14 protein-coding genes are annotated in these 16,237 nt (G+C 41.4%); 5 read left to right on the top strand and 9 right to left on the bottom strand.

From position 1 onward, the window contains the following. Nucleotides 1-5: 5 nt before the first annotated feature. The 4 genes from BM161_RS06250 to pnp all read right to left on the bottom strand — a co-directional run bounded on the left by BM161_RS06250 (nucleotide 6) and on the right by pnp (nucleotide 4,378). Nucleotides 6-1,229 (bottom strand): LptF/LptG family permease, encoded by a 1,224-nt coding sequence (locus BM161_RS06250; protein WP_083425702.1) that lies wholly within the window; start codon nucleotides 1,227-1,229, stop codon nucleotides 6-8. Further along, the gene (dut, locus tag BM161_RS06245; RefSeq protein ID WP_425319047.1) at nucleotides 1,230-1,673 is read right to left on the bottom strand and encodes a dUTP diphosphatase; all 444 of its coding nucleotides are present in this window, start codon (nucleotides 1,671-1,673) and stop codon (nucleotides 1,230-1,232) included. It lies immediately after the preceding gene. Nucleotides 1,674-1,771: 98 nt separating this feature from the next. Beyond that, on the bottom strand, nucleotides 1,772-2,191 hold the full coding sequence (locus tag BM161_RS06240) for a hypothetical protein (protein ID WP_074931155.1): 420 nt from the start codon (nucleotides 2,189-2,191) through the stop codon (nucleotides 1,772-1,774). An 81-nt stretch (nucleotides 2,192-2,272) separates the two neighbouring features. After that, nucleotides 2,273-4,378: a polyribonucleotide nucleotidyltransferase gene (gene pnp / locus BM161_RS06235; protein WP_074931154.1), complete on the bottom strand. Its 2,106-nt coding sequence runs from the start codon at nucleotides 4,376-4,378 to the stop codon at nucleotides 2,273-2,275. Between the two features lie 843 nt (nucleotides 4,379-5,221). Here pnp and BM161_RS06230 point away from each other — a divergent pair. Beyond that, on the top strand, nucleotides 5,222-6,070 hold the full coding sequence (locus BM161_RS06230; protein WP_074931153.1) for a hypothetical protein: 849 nt from the start codon (nucleotides 5,222-5,224) through the stop codon (nucleotides 6,068-6,070). 63 nt (nucleotides 6,071-6,133) lie between these two features. Here BM161_RS06230 and BM161_RS06225 read toward each other — a convergent pair whose 3' ends face one another. Beyond that, on the bottom strand, nucleotides 6,134-6,571 hold the full coding sequence (locus BM161_RS06225; RefSeq protein ID WP_074931152.1) for a hypothetical protein: 438 nt from the start codon (nucleotides 6,569-6,571) through the stop codon (nucleotides 6,134-6,136). A 233-nt stretch (nucleotides 6,572-6,804) separates the two neighbouring features. Then, on the bottom strand, nucleotides 6,805-7,074 hold the full coding sequence (rpsO, locus tag BM161_RS06220; protein ID WP_074931151.1) for a 30S ribosomal protein S15: 270 nt from the start codon (nucleotides 7,072-7,074) through the stop codon (nucleotides 6,805-6,807). A 350-nt stretch (nucleotides 7,075-7,424) separates the two neighbouring features. Between rpsO and BM161_RS06215 the strand changes: the two genes are divergently transcribed. Beyond that, nucleotides 7,425-9,092 (top strand): putative bifunctional diguanylate cyclase/phosphodiesterase, encoded by a 1,668-nt coding sequence (locus BM161_RS06215; RefSeq protein ID WP_083425701.1) that lies wholly within the window; start codon nucleotides 7,425-7,427, stop codon nucleotides 9,090-9,092. 76 nt (nucleotides 9,093-9,168) lie between these two features. Here BM161_RS06215 and BM161_RS06210 read toward each other — a convergent pair whose 3' ends face one another. Next, the gene (locus BM161_RS06210; RefSeq protein WP_074931149.1) at nucleotides 9,169-9,930 is read right to left on the bottom strand and encodes an FAD synthetase family protein; all 762 of its coding nucleotides are present in this window, start codon (nucleotides 9,928-9,930) and stop codon (nucleotides 9,169-9,171) included. Nucleotides 9,931-10,023: 93 nt separating this feature from the next. On the opposite strand from BM161_RS06210, the gene BM161_RS06205 reads away from it, so the two are divergent. Further along, on the top strand, nucleotides 10,024-11,046 hold the full coding sequence (locus tag BM161_RS06205; RefSeq protein WP_074931148.1) for a branched-chain amino acid aminotransferase: 1,023 nt from the start codon (nucleotides 10,024-10,026) through the stop codon (nucleotides 11,044-11,046). A gap of 80 nt (nucleotides 11,047-11,126) precedes the next feature. On the opposite strand, the gene BM161_RS06200 is transcribed toward BM161_RS06205, so the two are convergent. After that, the gene (locus BM161_RS06200; RefSeq protein ID WP_074931147.1) at nucleotides 11,127-12,803 is read right to left on the bottom strand and encodes a hypothetical protein; all 1,677 of its coding nucleotides are present in this window, start codon (nucleotides 12,801-12,803) and stop codon (nucleotides 11,127-11,129) included. 14 nt (nucleotides 12,804-12,817) lie between these two features. Next, nucleotides 12,818-13,324 (bottom strand): hypothetical protein, encoded by a 507-nt coding sequence (locus BM161_RS06195; protein WP_074931146.1) that lies wholly within the window; start codon nucleotides 13,322-13,324, stop codon nucleotides 12,818-12,820. Nucleotides 13,325-13,448: 124 nt separating this feature from the next. On the opposite strand from BM161_RS06195, the gene BM161_RS06190 reads away from it, so the two are divergent. Both BM161_RS06190 and BM161_RS06185 read left to right on the top strand, forming a co-directional pair. Next, a complete protein-coding gene (locus tag BM161_RS06190; RefSeq protein ID WP_074931145.1) occupies nucleotides 13,449-14,966 on the top strand; it encodes a polysaccharide biosynthesis protein in 1,518 nt (505 codons plus the stop codon). A gap of 20 nt (nucleotides 14,967-14,986) precedes the next feature. Continuing rightward, entirely contained in the window at nucleotides 14,987-16,234 is a 1,248-nt protein-coding gene (locus BM161_RS06185; RefSeq protein WP_083425700.1) for a DegT/DnrJ/EryC1/StrS family aminotransferase, read from the top strand. Nucleotides 16,235-16,237 lie beyond the last annotated feature (3 nt).

Genomic DNA, 16,237 nt, shown 5'->3' with positions numbered 1-16,237 from the left:
TACCACTACTTCTTTATAAGTCTCGTTAAGAAAATTAAACCAAAACCACCAATCAAAAAGTTTGGCGTCCATATACACCAAAACGCATTCAGACCAACTTTTGTTACAAGCAGCTGGCCTACAATCTGAACGGCCCAGTATAAAACGCAGATGACAAGACCAAGGAAAAGTCCAATCATCTGTCCGTTGTTTTTACCAAACAGAAAGGCCATTGAAAAAGCAAGCAGCGCAAAAAAGATTGAACCAAACGGAATTGCAAATTTCTTGTGCCATTCCATTCCCCATAAATTGATTTTGCGGATTGTACTTGGATTTTCTGAATGCTCAGACTTCATCTCATTAAGTCTTTTTGTAAGGTCATAAGTTGTCATCTCGCGCGGGTTCTGAGAATTAGAACCAAGGAACGTAGAATCAAAAACGTTCATAACAGTTCTTGCCGAGCGCAGAATATCATAATTGTTTCTATTATTAGATTTAATTGTGAGGACGGTTGCATCATTCATATCAAACTGCATAAGAACGCCCTCTTCCTTGGCACCAATTAAAACAGACTCGCCAGCAACAATAAGACGGTCTTCTCCTTCTTTTGGATCTATAATTACAATATCAGAAACTGTGTTTCCTTCTACATTTCCAAAAACAATATTTGCTGAATCAAGATGCTTAACACTGTTCGACTCAAGCTCAATAGACGGAGTTGAGTTTACAATTTTTCGCATCAGCTGATTATATTTGATTGTTCCAAGTGGAAGCAGATAGTCGTTCACAAAAAACGAACCAATGGAAATAATAATTCCAAGCAGAGCAACAGGAACAAAAATCTTAAAGAAAGAAAGTCCGGCTGCTCTGAAAATCAAAATCTCATTACTGCTCATCATTCCGCCAAGGCTCATAAGGAAACCTACAAGCGTTGCAAAAGGCGCCGACTGCGCAATGATGAACGGAAGACTGTAAATCATAATGTGCATTACATCTACAAAAGGTGCAGACTTAGCAAGCAGTTTTTCTACATCCAGCAGAATCTGATTTACAAAGAAAATCATAAAGAAGAAAAAGAAGGATACAAGAAAATAAAGAAACAAATCCTTAAACAGATATTTAATGAGGATATGATTTCGAAGAACACTTTTTCTACGATCGTTGTATTCTTTAATTTTCCTGATAAAAGGCCAGATTGTTTTTACAAGGCGGCTTTGTCTGATTTTTGCAATCACGGGTTTTACATTCATTTACTTGCCTGCCGAAACTCCAGTAGAGCCGAACCCGCCGGTTCCACGTTCTGTCTCACTAAGACTTTCTGTAATTGTAAACTTTGCCTGTGTTACAGGTGCAATGATCATCTGAGCAATGCGGTCTCCCGAATTAATCGTAAAATCTGCATCACCAAGATTTATAAGGATTACTTTGATTTCGCCACGGTAATCGCTGTCTATAGTTCCCGGTGTATTTAAAACAGTTACACCGTTCTTTGCCGCAAGGCCTGAGCGAGGACGCACCTGCACTTCATACCCTTCGGGAATCTCAAAGAAAAGTCCTGTCGGCACCATTGCAAACTTACCGGCAGGAATTGTGAGAGGTTCATTAAGCAGGGCGCAGAGGTCTGCACCTGCCGCGCCCTTAGTTTTATATTCTGGAATCGTAGACCCCTTAGAAGCTACGCATTTAATATTCACAGTATTCATTCTTCTATTATAGCAGAAGTATACAAATAAAAAAAGCGGTGCCCAGAACATTGCCAGACACCGCTTTTAAAACATTAACTGTCTTTCTTTTATCGAATAGAAAGAAGCCCACCAATAATCAAGAGATCTTTTGCAACATTCAAAATCCAGAACATCGCATCACCGTCGAGTTTGTTTACACCGAAAGAACGACTGAAAACATCTGCAACAACAGCAATAATAATCCAGATGATAGTAAGAATGAGCATTACTGTATTGTCCCAGCTTCCAAGGTCGCGGAAAATTGTGATTGCAATGCAAACACCGCCAATAAGCAGAACAATTGCAACAATAATTGCAACGATTTTTGCAAGGTCACCACTAAAGATTTCATAAATTGCAGCGCCTGCTTCGCTAGACTTGATTGAACCACCAACTCCTAGCATACAAAGTCCGGTGATAATGAAATAACAAGCCAGTGCTATTCGCAGGAATAATGCACCGAGTCCTCTGTTAGTTTTTGTTGCCATAAATCTTTCCTCCTATAAAAAAATGGTGGTAGTTTCGACAGGCTCAACCACCACCATCTTATTTACTGTATAAATAAATAATTATTTCTGCTCATCAAGAGCGTCAATGTAAGAAAGGTTCAATCTTCCCTGCTTGTCTACTTCGAGCAGCTTAACAGGAATTACCTGACCTTCTGTAAGAACGTCAGTTACCTTGTTTACGCGCTGTTTTGAAAGCTTTGAAATGTGGCAGAGTCCTTCTTTTCCTGGAAGGATTTCTACGAATGCACCAAAGTCCATAATGCGCTTTACAGTACCCTGATAGATTGTTCCAACCTCTGGATCCTCTGTAATGCCCTTAACAGCCTTCTTTGCTGCTTCTGCATTCAAGCCATTCTTTGAGTAGATTGTTACAGTTCCGTCGTCTTCAGTGTTGATTGTTACATCATACTGAGCGCAGAGAGCTTTAACATTCTTTCCACCTGGTCCAATGAGAGCGCCAATCTTGTCTACAGGAATCTTCATAGTGAGGATCTGTGGAGCGTTCTTAGCAAGAGGTGCCGGCTTGTCGATGCACTTCTCCATGATTGAGAGGATGTGGAGACGACCCTGGCGAGCCTGTTCCATAGCCTTCTTCATGATTTCAGTTGTTACACCGGCAATCTTAATATCCATCTGGAATCCGGTAATACCGTCTTTTGTTCCGGCTACCTTAAAGTCCATATCACCAAGGTGGTCTTCTTCACCAAGAATATCGCTCAAAATCTTATAGCGGCCATAAGGATTGTCTCCCTCTGGTTCTGTGATAAGACCCATAGCAATACCTGCTACCATCTTCTTCATTGGAACACCGGCAGCGAGCATACAAAGAGTACCACCACAAGTAGAAGCCTGTGATGATGAACCGTTAGATTCCATGATTTCTGAAACTACGCGGATTGTGTAAGGGAACTCTTCGCGACTTGGAACCATAGCAGCGAGTGAGCGGCGAGCCAGGTTTCCGTGACCAATTTCACGACGACCTGTTGTAAGTTTACCAGTTTCACCAACTGAGTATGGTGGGAAGTTATAGTGAAGGATGAAGTGCTCTGAGCGGTCTCCATCGATATCATCATAAGACTGTTCGTCCATTGCAGTACCAAGAGTACATACAGCAAGAGACTGAGTTTCACCACGAGTGAAAAGTGCGCTTCCGTGTGGAGTTGGCAATACGTTTACTTCACAAGTGATTGGGCGGATTTCGTCAACCTTACGTCCGTCAACACGAACTCCATCGTCAAGAATAGACTTGCGGAGAAGCTTGTACTGGATGTCGTCCATCAAAGTACAGAAAAGCTTTGCCTGAATAGGGTCAGAAAGCTGTTCAGCATATTTTGCAGCGAGGTCTCTCTGAACCTGAGAAATTGCCTTACCGCGTTCAATCTTGCTACCCTTGAAGCATGCTTCCTTAAGAAGTGGAGTTGCTTCAGCTTCGATAGCTTCAGCGTTATCAAGAGTTACATCAAGAGGGTTCAAAGGAAGCTTTTCCTTACCAGCCTTCTTAACAAGTTCTTCCTGAAGAAGACACATATCAGTGATGAACTTCTGAGCGCGTTCCAAAGCTCCGAGCATAAGCTCTTCAGAAACTTCGTTAGCACCACCTTCTACCATTGTAAAGCCGTCTTTAGTTCCGGCAACAACGATTTCAAGTTCACCCTTTTCAATCTGTTCGAAAGTTGGGTTGATAATGTATTCACCGTTCAAGTATCCAACACGACAAGCAGCAACTGGTCCGTGGAATGGAATATCAGAAATACAAGTAGCAGCTGAAGCGGCAATAACAGCAAGAATATCCTGAGTATGAACACCGTCGCAAGAAACACAAGTTGGAACAATCTGAAGTTCATGACCAAAAGACGGCTCAAAAAGTGGACGCATAGGGCGGTCGATAAGACGAGATACCAAAATCTCTTTATCCTTAGGGCGTCCTTCGCGCTTAACAAAGCCACCAGGGATTTTTCCGGCAGCATAGAATTTTTCGTTGTACTCTACAGTAACAGGAACGAAATCCTGACCTTCTGTAACAGAAGATGAAGCACAAATTGTTGCAATAATAGCTGCTCCGCCCCACTGAGCGTAAACACAACCATTAGCCTGCTTACCGATTTTTCCTGTTTCCAAGATGAGATCGGCATCTCCAAGTTTGTAGGTTACTCTTTCTACAGACATAATTTTCTCCTACACACGTCACTACATCCGACGCATGTTTTTATCTATTTATTAGTAAAACTAATATACTTAATTAAGGAGGGCGGAGCCCCGCCCTACGCCTCAACCACCTTCGGTGTTTTCGGCTACCCCACCCAGCGGGGTAAATCATCGCCAGTCACAAAAATTAAAAGACATCGCATTATTCCCAGGGCAAACCCCCGCAAGGCCCCAATTCCCCGGCGCGCTGGCTAATAAAAAATAATAATGATTAATTTTAATCCATAACAGGAGAATAATCAATGTTAATATATAGAAGATTCAAATAAAAAAATCCCGCTCAGAGACTGGCTGCGCGGGATTATTCTATTTATATCAAAAGGAATTACTTGAATTTGAACATCCGACAAATACAGCTAAAACAGCTAGAGTTCCCAAGATCATAAATAGTTTTTTCATAAACTACTTCACAAAGAATGTATATTTGGTAATGGATTTGCGCCGGAATTATCTATAAATTTTCTGGGATTTTTGTCAAAAATGTGCAGTTCGCACCTATATTATATGTGGAGAATTATAAATTGTGGGGCTACAACCTTTCAGTCTCCGACTTAACAACAAAACTGCCGCGTAAAGTCGGACGCCTCAAAAGGGAAATTGGTAAAAACAGGTCCGCCAAGCGCCGAAAGCAGTGATTTTGTCCGACTTAACAACGACTTTTCCAGGTTAAGTCGGACTCCATTCCAATAAAAAGCGGCCCCATAGCTAAAAAATCTCCAAAACGTCCGACTTAACAAAACATACTCTCAGTTAAGTTGGATAAAAACACATAAAAGAAGCTCACAAAAGCCACGAGGAGTTATTATGGAAGAACTGTCTCCAAATCTAATTACGCACCTTATAGAAAAGAGACTCACAGAGCTGCAAAAGTTACTGGACTCCAAAAAGAAGTCTTATGAAAAATCCCCTCAGGGGCGCATCCGCATCTCTCAAAATGGCGGACACCCGGAATTTTATCTGATAACTGAGCGCGGAAGCTTAAGAGGAAAATATCTGCCTCACTCTAAAGAAACTCTTGCCCGCCAGCTGGCACAAAAGGACTACGACGCCCGCCTTATTAAGCAACTGCAAAAAGAAATTTCCGCCCTTCAAAATTATCTGAAGCAGACAGACAATGGCCGCGCCATTCCTGAACTCTACGAAAACCTCTGCCCGGCCCGCCGAGACCTCATTACTCCGGCGACACTCACAAATGAAGAGTACGCAGCCCACTGGCAGGAAATCTCCTGGACGGGCCGGCCCTTCGCGCCGGATGCACCTTACATCTGTACTGCCCATGGCGAACGGGTGCGCTCAAAATCCGAAGTAATAATCGCAGATACACTTTTCCGCTACAACATACCTTATCGTTACGAGTTCCCGATTACACTGAAACGCATCAACCCTGACGACATTCGAGGCAACTTCGGCAGCTCCATCACCCTCTACCCCGACTTCCTCTGCCTCAACACGCGCACCCGTACCGAGTTCTTCTGGGAACACTTTGGCCTCATGGACTCCAACGAATACTCAAACAATGCGGCCGGCAAGCTCCGCCTCTACACCGAAAACGGAATTCTCGCCGGCCGCAATCTCATCATCACCATGGAAACACAGACCGAGCCGCCTTCCATTAAGTCTCTTGAAAAACTTATCGAAGAATTCTTATTGTAATTTATAAAAAAAACTCCCGCACGGCACCTGGCTATGCGGGAGTTGCTTCATTATCTGATAAGATTAAAACTTCTTAATCTTTGCCATTTTTTGGGTTGAACCGTTATCTTTATATGTAAGCCAGCCATCTTTATCAATTACAATTTCTTTCTGCTGAGACCACCATTCAGCACCGCCATTTCCAACGCCGCCATTCTCATTTACCCAGCCAAAGCCCCACCAGTCACCTGCAACATTATCAATCTTGGTAGAAAAATCGATTACATCTTTTGATTTTGCAGAAACTACATATTCATATACTTCTGTTTTTGTATTACCAACAAATTTAATCAAAAAGAAAGATACATCATTTGCTGACTTATTATTAATATTAAAAGTATAAGTCACATCAGTATCAGGATAAAGAGTTTTCAAATCAGCAATCTTCTTTCCTTCTGCAGCAAACACACTTGTCATTCCCAAAACAGCAAGCCCAAACAAGATACCTAATAGTTTTTTCATAAAAAATCTCCTTTATAATAAACATAGAGCTTATAACTCAGTGTTTATTTTATTATATAACATTTTGTTATTATACTATGGACGCGAATAAAATGCAAATAGCGTTATAACCAACCAAATTCATGGTAGTGAATTTACGCCGGGCAAAAAAAATCCCGCGCAGTGCGAAACTGGCGGGATTTGTAATGATGGTTTCGATACACCTGCTTTGCAGGCACTCAACCATCGTGGCTCTACTTACGAAGTCCGAGCTCTTTGATGAATGCACGGTAGCCTTCGAGGTCTGTGCGTTCAAAATAGCGGAGCATCTTGCGGCGCTGTCCTACAACCTTGAGGAGAGCACGCTTAGCGTTAGCGTCCTTTGGGAACTGCTTGTTGTGCTCTGTGAGCTGCTGAACACGCTGTGTCATGATAGCAATCTGTACCTTTACATTACCTGTATCAGTATCTTTTGCTCCGTACTTCTTTACTGTTGCAGAAGTAGTTTCTTTAGAAAGTGCCATATTGGAACCCCTTAAAAAATTATGATTTCCGGCCAGGCCGAAAACTCTGTCTGAGCGAAAACTCTGCAGGTCAAATCCTGGGTTTCTAGGAAGTAATCACAGAAAGTTCGTAAAACAGATTTAAATATATTATATAAAAAGTTTAAGTTAATCAACTATTTATTTTTCATACCAACCATAAGCTACCTCGTAAGATGCAGTACCACCACTGCAACCGGTTATACAAGCACTAGTGAATTCTCAAGCACTCTCAATTTTTGAGATATTTAGCACTGCCTATTTTTTGATTTACAACGGGCAGTTCATGACTTATACTTTTAACATATTGAACTTTCATTCGGGAGTGGTAGATGCGGCACATAACTAGAAAAAACATACGATTGATTATCCTGACCTTGCTGGGCTTTGTCTGCTTCTGGGCGCTCCGCTCATCTGGAATGAAGGCTGAACCATTTTTTCAGATTGGCGCACTTAGAATCCCGTCTTCTACAAAAAGTGGAATTCTTTCGGGTATACTTTCTTTAATCTATATTCTTCTTATTTTTACAGATTATAAAATAGGTTTCAGAATTGGACTGGGAATGAATATTATTGCTACAGTCTACCTTTTGTTTACAATGATTATGTCCCACTCCATTGTTTCTATGCCTGGAATGGTAACAAACATCGTTTCAATCGTAACTCTTCTGACAATTTATTCGTTTTATAGCCGCCTTTCTGTCAGCAACATGACCGACTATATTACAAAACAGGGTAACCGCCGTAGTTATGTAAAAGAAATCAATGAACATATAGAAGCAAAAAAGTCTTTTACCCTCGCCTATATTGAGCTTGAAGATTTTAAGCACACAAATGATGTTTACGGCATTCAGACTGGTGATTACCTCATCAAAAAAACTGCCGAAAAGATTTCCTCAATTCTTGATAAAAAGGACAAGATGTTCCGAATTACCGGTTCAAAGCTTGCAATTCTTTTTGAACCCGGCGAATCTCCAGAAGAGCGCCTTAAAAGTGTAATTATGTCCGATACAATCATTGTTCCATCTGATGATGGAAAAACTGAAATTACCTGCACTGTAAATCTTGGTGCGGGGCTTGTTTATTCACATCCTCCTTATAATTACACAAAAACCGCTTCTTCAATTTTGCGAAATGCCGAAACAGCTCTTGCCGCAACGCGTAACCTTGCCGACCACAAAATCTGTATTTTCAATGAAAATATGCAGAATACAGATGAAAAACAGCGTGAAGCAGAATTCCTTGTAAAAGAAGCGCTTATACACAAGTATTTTTATCTTGTTTATCAGCCACAGTTTACAACTGATGATAAAAAGCTCCGTGGATTTGAAACTTTAATCCGCTGCAGAAAGCCTGACTGTTCAATTGTAAGCCCAGTGGAGTTTATTCCTGCCGCTGAACGCTCTAACCTCATTATGAAGATTGATGATTTTGTTCTTCAGACTGCAATGACAGAGTTTAAGCCAGTTCTTGAAAATGATGAAAATGATATAATTATTTCTATAAATATATCTGCCAAAACAATGAGCAGCCGCGACTTTATTTCCAGACTCACAAAGATTCTTGAAGAAACTCAGTTCCCGCCAGAAAAACTTGAACTAGAAATTACTGAATACTCCTTCTCTGAATCTATGGAAACCACCATTTCAAATATTAAGCAACTGAGAGATCTTGGTGTTAAGATTGCGCTTGATGATTTTGGAACGGGCTATACTTCTATCAAAACTCTAATGACTCTTCCTATCAACCTTCTTAAGATTGATAAGAGTCTTATTGATGATATTGAAACCAGCCAGAGCATGCGCGATGTTGTTGATTCAGTAATTTACATGGGCCATGTTATGAACTGCGAAGTTATTTCCGAAGGCGTTGAAAAAGAAGCTCAGCTTGATATTCTGCGCGAACATAAATGCGACTTTATTCAGGGCTTTGTCTGGGGCAAGCCGATTGATTTTGAAGACGCAAAGAATATGTGCTCGCAGGAAGAGTTTGGGATATGATTTCGATACAGCCTTCGGCTTACTCAATCACCACGGTGGTTGAGTGCTCGCGAAGCGAGTGTATCGAAACCACATTTTATATAAACCTTACTCTTTCACAAACGGGAAGTTCTTTGATGCGGCCGTTTTCTATTTTCAGCCTTACCAGTTCCCCCTTCTCGTTTTCGGTGCGGTAAAGGCCGTCAGGTGGGAGAAGCTGCGCACTTTGAGGGTCGCGGCGAAGGGCTGCAATATCAATTTCGTATGGACGTTCCAGAAGTTCACATGCAGTGGTAAAAAAGCCGCGGCTCAGCATTGTTCTGATGTATGAAGAGCTGATTCTTTCTTCTTCATCAGTTCCTTCCTTAAAATATACCGGGTCAACAAAAATAGTTTCTACATTATTCTTTTCTGCCCAATAACGGATAGCCTGAGCATCTGTAGCGCCCTTAAAACCGCAGCGGAAATCAATTCCTTCGGCTAAAAGCTCCATATTACACACATTCAAAAGGATATTCAGATAATCAGCCCCCATCATGCTGGCAAAAGAATCATCAAAATCTACAATAATGGCAAAATCAATTCCAAGCTGCTCAAAAAGGTTAAGGCGCTGATTCAAAGTTGTGAGATCGCCCTTATAATCATTACTATGTTTTATACCTGGCAGCGGGCGCGCAAAAGTTACAACCCCGGCCGAAAGCCCCTTAGCACGGCAGGCATCAATAAGCGCAGACAGCAGCTTACGATGTCCCTTATGCAGGCCGTCAAAACAGCCCGTAGAGATTCCGGTTTTCGGAAAATTTTCGTTTGAGTCACCGTTTAATATTGCAAGAATATCGTTCCATGTGTAAATTTTCATAATTTATATTATAACACTTTACTAATAAATAAAATAGTTATATAATAATTTAGTAATAATAAAGAACTTTAATATAATTAAAGGAGCAATAATATGGCAACTAAAAAATTGGACTGGGGCAACTTGCCTTTCGGCTACATGGAAACATCAAAAAGTTATGTAGCAAACTGGAAAAACGGTGAATGGGATGAAGGAAAATTGACTTCTGACCATACAGTCAAAATCAACGAATGTGCAGGCGTATTGCAGTACGCACAGACCTGTTTTGAAGGCCTTAAAGCATATACAACTGAACACGGTGATATCGTAACTTTCCGCCCAGACTTAAACGCTGAGCGTATGGAAAACTCTTGTAAGCGTCTTGAAATGCCGGTTTTCCCAAAAGAGCGCTTTATTGAAGCTGTTCTTCAGACTATTGAAGCAAACAAGGACTGGGTTCCACCATATGGAAGCGGTGCTACTCTTTACATCCGTCCATATATGTTCGGTTCTAGCGCAGTTATTGGTGTAAAGCCAGCTGAGGAATATCAGTTCCGCATTCTCGTAACTCCTGTAGGACCATATTTCAAGGGCGGAGTAAAACCTATTAAGGTTCGCCTTTCAGACCTCGACCGCGCAGCTCCTCACGGAACTGGTGATATTAAGGCTGGTTTGAACTATGCTATGTCTTTGCACAACATCGTAGACGCTCATAACAACGGCTACGCAGAAAATATGTATCTTGATCCTGCTACTCACACTTACCTTGAGGAAACAGGTGGAGCAAACATCCTCTTCATCACAAAGGATGGAAAGCTTGTTACTCCAAAATCTGACTCTATCTTGCCTTCAATTACACGCCGCTCGCTTGTAATTGTTGCAAAAGAATACCTCCACATGGAAGTTGAAGAGAGAAAGATTAATAAATCTGAACTTGGTGACTTCGTAGAATGCGGTCTTTGTGGTACTGCAGCTGTAATTTCACCTGTTGGCGAAATTGACGATCACGGAAAGCAGATTATCTATAACGAAGGAAAACAGGAAATGGGTCCTAAGTTGAAGGAGATTTACGACACTTTGACTGGTATTCAGATGGGAAGACTTCCAGCTCCAGAGGGTTGGGTTTACACCATTTAATACACCATAACAAAAAAAACTGGCGGAGTCGGAACTCCGCCAGTTTTTTTATATTATAGTTTTGTTTGTATATCCCCAGCCTATTTTACCTTACGCAAGAATGAATCTTTAAATCCATACGACTTAAATCTTTCAAGAACAACCTTATATTCATCCATTGTAACAGGTCCTACGAGAACCTGCTTTTTATTTCCACCTGCCATTGGCACGATAGTAATTGGATAGTTGCTTCCATACTTGTTGATAACTTCAAGAATATTATCATCAGAAGCATAAACTGCAATCTGAATGTAATACTTTCCAGCTTCAAGGTCTTTAAGGCTTGGAACAATGTACTTATCGTAAGATGTAGCACTTGTACCAGGTTTCTTTGTTTCTACCGGAGTAACCGGTGTTACGGTAACAGGTGTAGTAGCTGATTTACTTGAAGAAGCAATTGGTGTAAGAATTATTGGCTCATCAATTGATTCAAGTTCGTCTGCTTCAACAACATCTTCTACTTCATCTTCATTGTTCTCTGGAGGATTAGAATCTACAGGAACAAGTACGATTGCTTCATATTCTTCTGTTTCAGACTCTTCTGAAGTCTCTTCTGCAAACTCTTCAGTTTCAGGAGCTGTTTCTTCTGGAAGAGCATCAAGTTCATCTTCTTCAAAGGCTTCTTCTGCTGGAGCTTCATCTTCAGGTTCTTCTGTTTCTTCAGCCTCTTCGGCAGGAAGTTCATCTGGAGTTTCTGCATCGAAAGCTTCTTCATCAAAACTCTCTTCTGCAGGAGTTTCCTCTTCCTCTTCAGCTTCAGTTTCTAATTCTTCATCGAAATCTTCTGCTTCCTCATCAAACTCTTCTGTTTCTTCTTCCTCAGCTGGAAGTGCGTCAAGTTCTTCTTCATCAAAAGCTTCTTCTTCTGCATCTTCTTCAAGAGCATCTGGAGCTTCGTCTGTGAACTCTTCTTCAGAATCATCTTCTGCAGGAGTTTCTTCTATGTATTCTTCATCATCGAATTCTTCGTCTTCAAAGGCTTCTGATTCATCTGATTCTTCATCTTCAAAATCAGCATCTTCTTCAAACTCTTCATCGAAGGCTTCTTCATCATCAAACTCTTCATCAGCCTCTTCGAAATCTGCAGCTTCCTCAGACTCTTCAAAGTCTTCTGCCTCTTCAGAATCTTTGAACTCCTCAGCTTCCTCAAAGTCTTCAGCTTCTTCGAAATCTTCAGAATCCTCTTCGTCAAAGGCTTCTTCGTCTAAAGCTTCATCCTCAGCCTCTGTATCAAAAGAATCTTCAGGCAATTCTGCTTTCTCTTCTTCATCAAAAGCTTCTGTATTTTCTTCAGCACTGATATTTTCAAAGCTGCTGTCGTCCCAGTCATTAATTTCTGCAGCAGATTTTGAAATCACTGCATTGCCGTAAACGCGTTCGTCCTGGCCGGAACGTTTTGTGATTTTTACGATATTATTTGCACCCTTATCAATTCCCATTGCCTGGGCTGCTTCAGGTGAAAGCATAATTGCAACGCCTTCAGAAGGATCAAGAGCACCAATTACAAGCAGGTCGATTGTTGTATCGCCGGCAATATTTGTCACACTGATAATATCACCAGGAAGATAACCTACAGTTTTAGCGAAAAGTCCCTGAGGAAAAACTCCTTCATCAACAACTACAGCCCTTCCGTCTAAAGAAGGACTGAAAGATGCAAACATAAGACATCCTGCAGTAACAACCAGAATCTTAACAATGTTCTTTAATTTATTTTTCATACCCCTACCCATCCTTAGGCTTTATATGCTCTTAATGCTTTACTTATTTCATCAACAAGATCTGATGAGATTTTCACCAGATTGTTTTTCTTTGTGCGGTCAATCTTGATATTCTTCATAGTTTTGTCCGCTATCTTTTTGCCGGTCTTTACGGAAGTAATTGAAAAACCAATTTCGCAAAGATCTGCATTTGCACTTGTAGTCTCATCTGTACGTTCGTAATAGAGCCTTATCTGAATAAAATAATCAGAAAATCCATTGAAGGCATCGCCCTGTCCGATTTTATAAAGCTTTTCATCCTGCGCTGCAGATTCTGAAATTGCGGCATCAGAGTTTGTTACAATAAAACCATACTCAAAAAAGTTGTTGAGTACAGAATCTTCGATTGTAAGAGAGTCTTCTGAAACGCTGTCCAGGCAGTCATCATGCTGTACAATCTGAAACGAAATCTGATTTGCAAAACAAAGTGAACTGCCAATCAACAGAACGGCAAGAATACTAAGTCTTTTAAGGTTCCCCATTATTACACCCCGTATATCGACTATCATTTCATTCATCGGAAAAAAAAAGATTTGGGTTTAGCGTTTTTTTCGAACGTTGCGAAATTGCCCTGCATGTGATAAAATAATCAAAAGGGTTGGGATAATGGATAAACGTATATACATCATCGGAGCAGGCTTTGCCGGACAAACTATTGCCGATGATATCAAGCGAAAAAAGATATTTGGAAAAGTAAACGCATTTATTGATGATAATAAAGACATCATAGGAACTGTAATTGATGGAGTTCCTGTTCTTGGTCCTATCAGCGGTGTTACTTCCATTCTTTCCAATTCAGATTTAGACGAAGCAATTATTGCTATTCCTTCCGCCCCAACCGAAAGAATCCGTGAAATTTACGAAACCCTTACTCAAAACGGTTTTAATCATATCAAAATCCTTCCGGGAATAAGCCAGGTAATAGAAGGAACTGCACATCTTGTTCAAACACGTGAAATTGATCCTCTTGATATTCTTGGCCGTACTCCGGTTACCATTTCCCTTAAGGAAAGTCTTGGCTACCTTCGCGGAAAGCGTGTATTTATTACAGGTGCCGGTGGTTCTATCGGTTCGGAACTTGCACGCCAGCTCTTAAGCGGTGGTGCCGAGCGTCTTTACCTTTTTGGTCATGGCGAAAACTCAATCTGCAGTATTTACCGCGAGCTTCGTCTTTTGCAGGCAGAAGGCGTTGGTGAAAAGGCTACCATTGTCCCGATTATTGGTGATATGCGCGACCGTGAATATGTTGATTACATTATCCGCCAGACTCACTGTAACGTAATTTTCCATTGTGCTGCATATAAGCACGTTCCAATGATGGAAGAAAATCAGGTTGCTGCTGTTGAAAACAATGTATTCGGGACAAAGAATCTTCTGGACGCAGCTCTTAAACATAAGGTAGACCGTTTTGTTTTAATTTCAACTGATAAGGCTGTTGCTCCTGTCAGTGTTTACGGTGTTTCGAAAATGCTTTGTGAAAAGCTTGTACTTGATGCCGCTAAGAAAACCGGAAAGACTGCAGACGGCACGGCACAGTCCTTTATGTTCGTTCGCTTTGGTAACGTACTTGGAAGCCGCGGTTCTATTCTCCCTCTCTTCCAGGATCAGATTAAAACCGGTGGTCCTATTACAGTTACCGATGACAAAATGGAACGCTTCTTTATGACTATTCCGGAAGCCTGTTCTCTTGTTTTGCAGACCGGCGGTGTTGGCGAAAACGGAAAATCATATCTTCTTGATATGGGAGAGCCTGTAAAAATCATAGACCTTGCAAAACAGATTATTAAGTTCTCTGGCCTTGAACCATATAAAGATATTGATATTAAGATTGTCGGAGCACGCAAGGGAGAACGCCTTATTGAACCGCTCTGGCTCGAAGAAGAAAATCCAACTCCAACAAAGTACAAAAAACTTTTACAGCTTGATAATAAAGAATATGAAAGCGAGCGGCTTGAAAAACTTCTGGAAGCCCTGCACCCAATCTGTTTCTGGACTGAAGGTGAAGAAGACAAGTTCCGCGACAAGGCTCTGCTTGTAAAACTTTTATGCGATGACTGTGAAAGCCTTCGCGACTTTTATGAAGAAATAAAAAATGACAATCAGTTACGCACTGATTTACTATAGATTTCTACAAGAGGCAACAAATGGCAGAAATAAAGGTTCCGTTCCACAGAGCGGCAATTACAAAAGATGAAGAAGATGCAGTTCTTGATGTACTTCGCAGCGGCTGGCTAACTACCGGTCGTTATGCACTGGAGTTTGAAAAAAAATTCAGCGCTGCTGTAAGTGCCGGAGATGAAGCCGCTGGCCGAGCTCCGGTTATCAGCCTTGCCGTAAACTCAAACACAAGCGGAATGATTCTTGCCATGGAAGCCTGCGGAGTTCACGAAGGAACTGCCGTAATTACAACTCCATATACCTTTGTCTCAACTGCTGCCTGTGCACGCCATCTTAATGCAGACGTTTTCTTTGCAGATGTTGAAAAAGACACCTACAGTATTGATCCAGATAAGATAGAAGAAATCCTGAAGAAAGACAGCCAGCCGGGAGGTTATGACGGCAAGGGGGCACACCGTGTCCGCGCAATTGTTCCGGTGCATATTGCAGGAAATATCTGTAACATGAAGCGCATTCTTGAACTGGCAGAAAAATATTCAACTCCCGATAACCGCATTCGTGTAATTGAAGATGCAGCACATTCCTTCCCTTCTCCAACCTCACTCGGATACGCCGGAGTAATTGGAGATGCCGGTGTATTTTCTTTCTATGTAACTAAGACAATTACAACAGCAGAAGGCGGTATGGTCTGCACAAGAGATCCAGAGCTTGCCCGCCGCATGACAGTTATGCGAATGCATGGAATGGACCGCACCACCTGGGACCGCTACACAAGTCCACGTGCAAGCTGGGAATACGACATTGTAGCCCCAGGCTATAAGTTTAATCTTCCAGATGTACTTGCCGCAATCGGCTGCTGCCAGGTAGACCGCGCACAGCTTTTCTACGAACAGAGAAAACGCATTGTAGATATGTATAACAAGGCATTCTCAAAGCTCGACTTTATAAAACTTCCGCCAGACGGCGAAGGAAACTCATGGCACTTGTACCTTATGCGCATTGTGCCAGAAAAACTGAAAATCAGTCGCGACGAGTTTGCTAAAAAAATGCAGGCAGCGGGACTTGGAATCTCAGTTCATTTTATTCCAATCTTCCATTTTACTTACTGGAAAGAACTCTATCCTGATTTTACTGCAGAAAATTATCCTAATGCAGAACATCAGTACTGCACAACAATTTCTATTCCTCTCTTCCCTGATATGACAGACGAACAGGCACAGCTTGTAATTGATACAGTTACTTCAATAGGAAACGAGAACCGGAGCGATAAATAAAAT

The sequence above is a fragment of the Treponema bryantii genome, from assembly GCF_900113965.1.
Classification (GTDB): domain Bacteria; phylum Spirochaetota; class Spirochaetia; order Treponematales; family Treponemataceae; genus Treponema_D; species Treponema_D bryantii_A.
The sequence above is the reverse complement of the archived record's forward strand: the minus strand, read 5'-3'. Positions and strand labels throughout refer to the sequence as shown.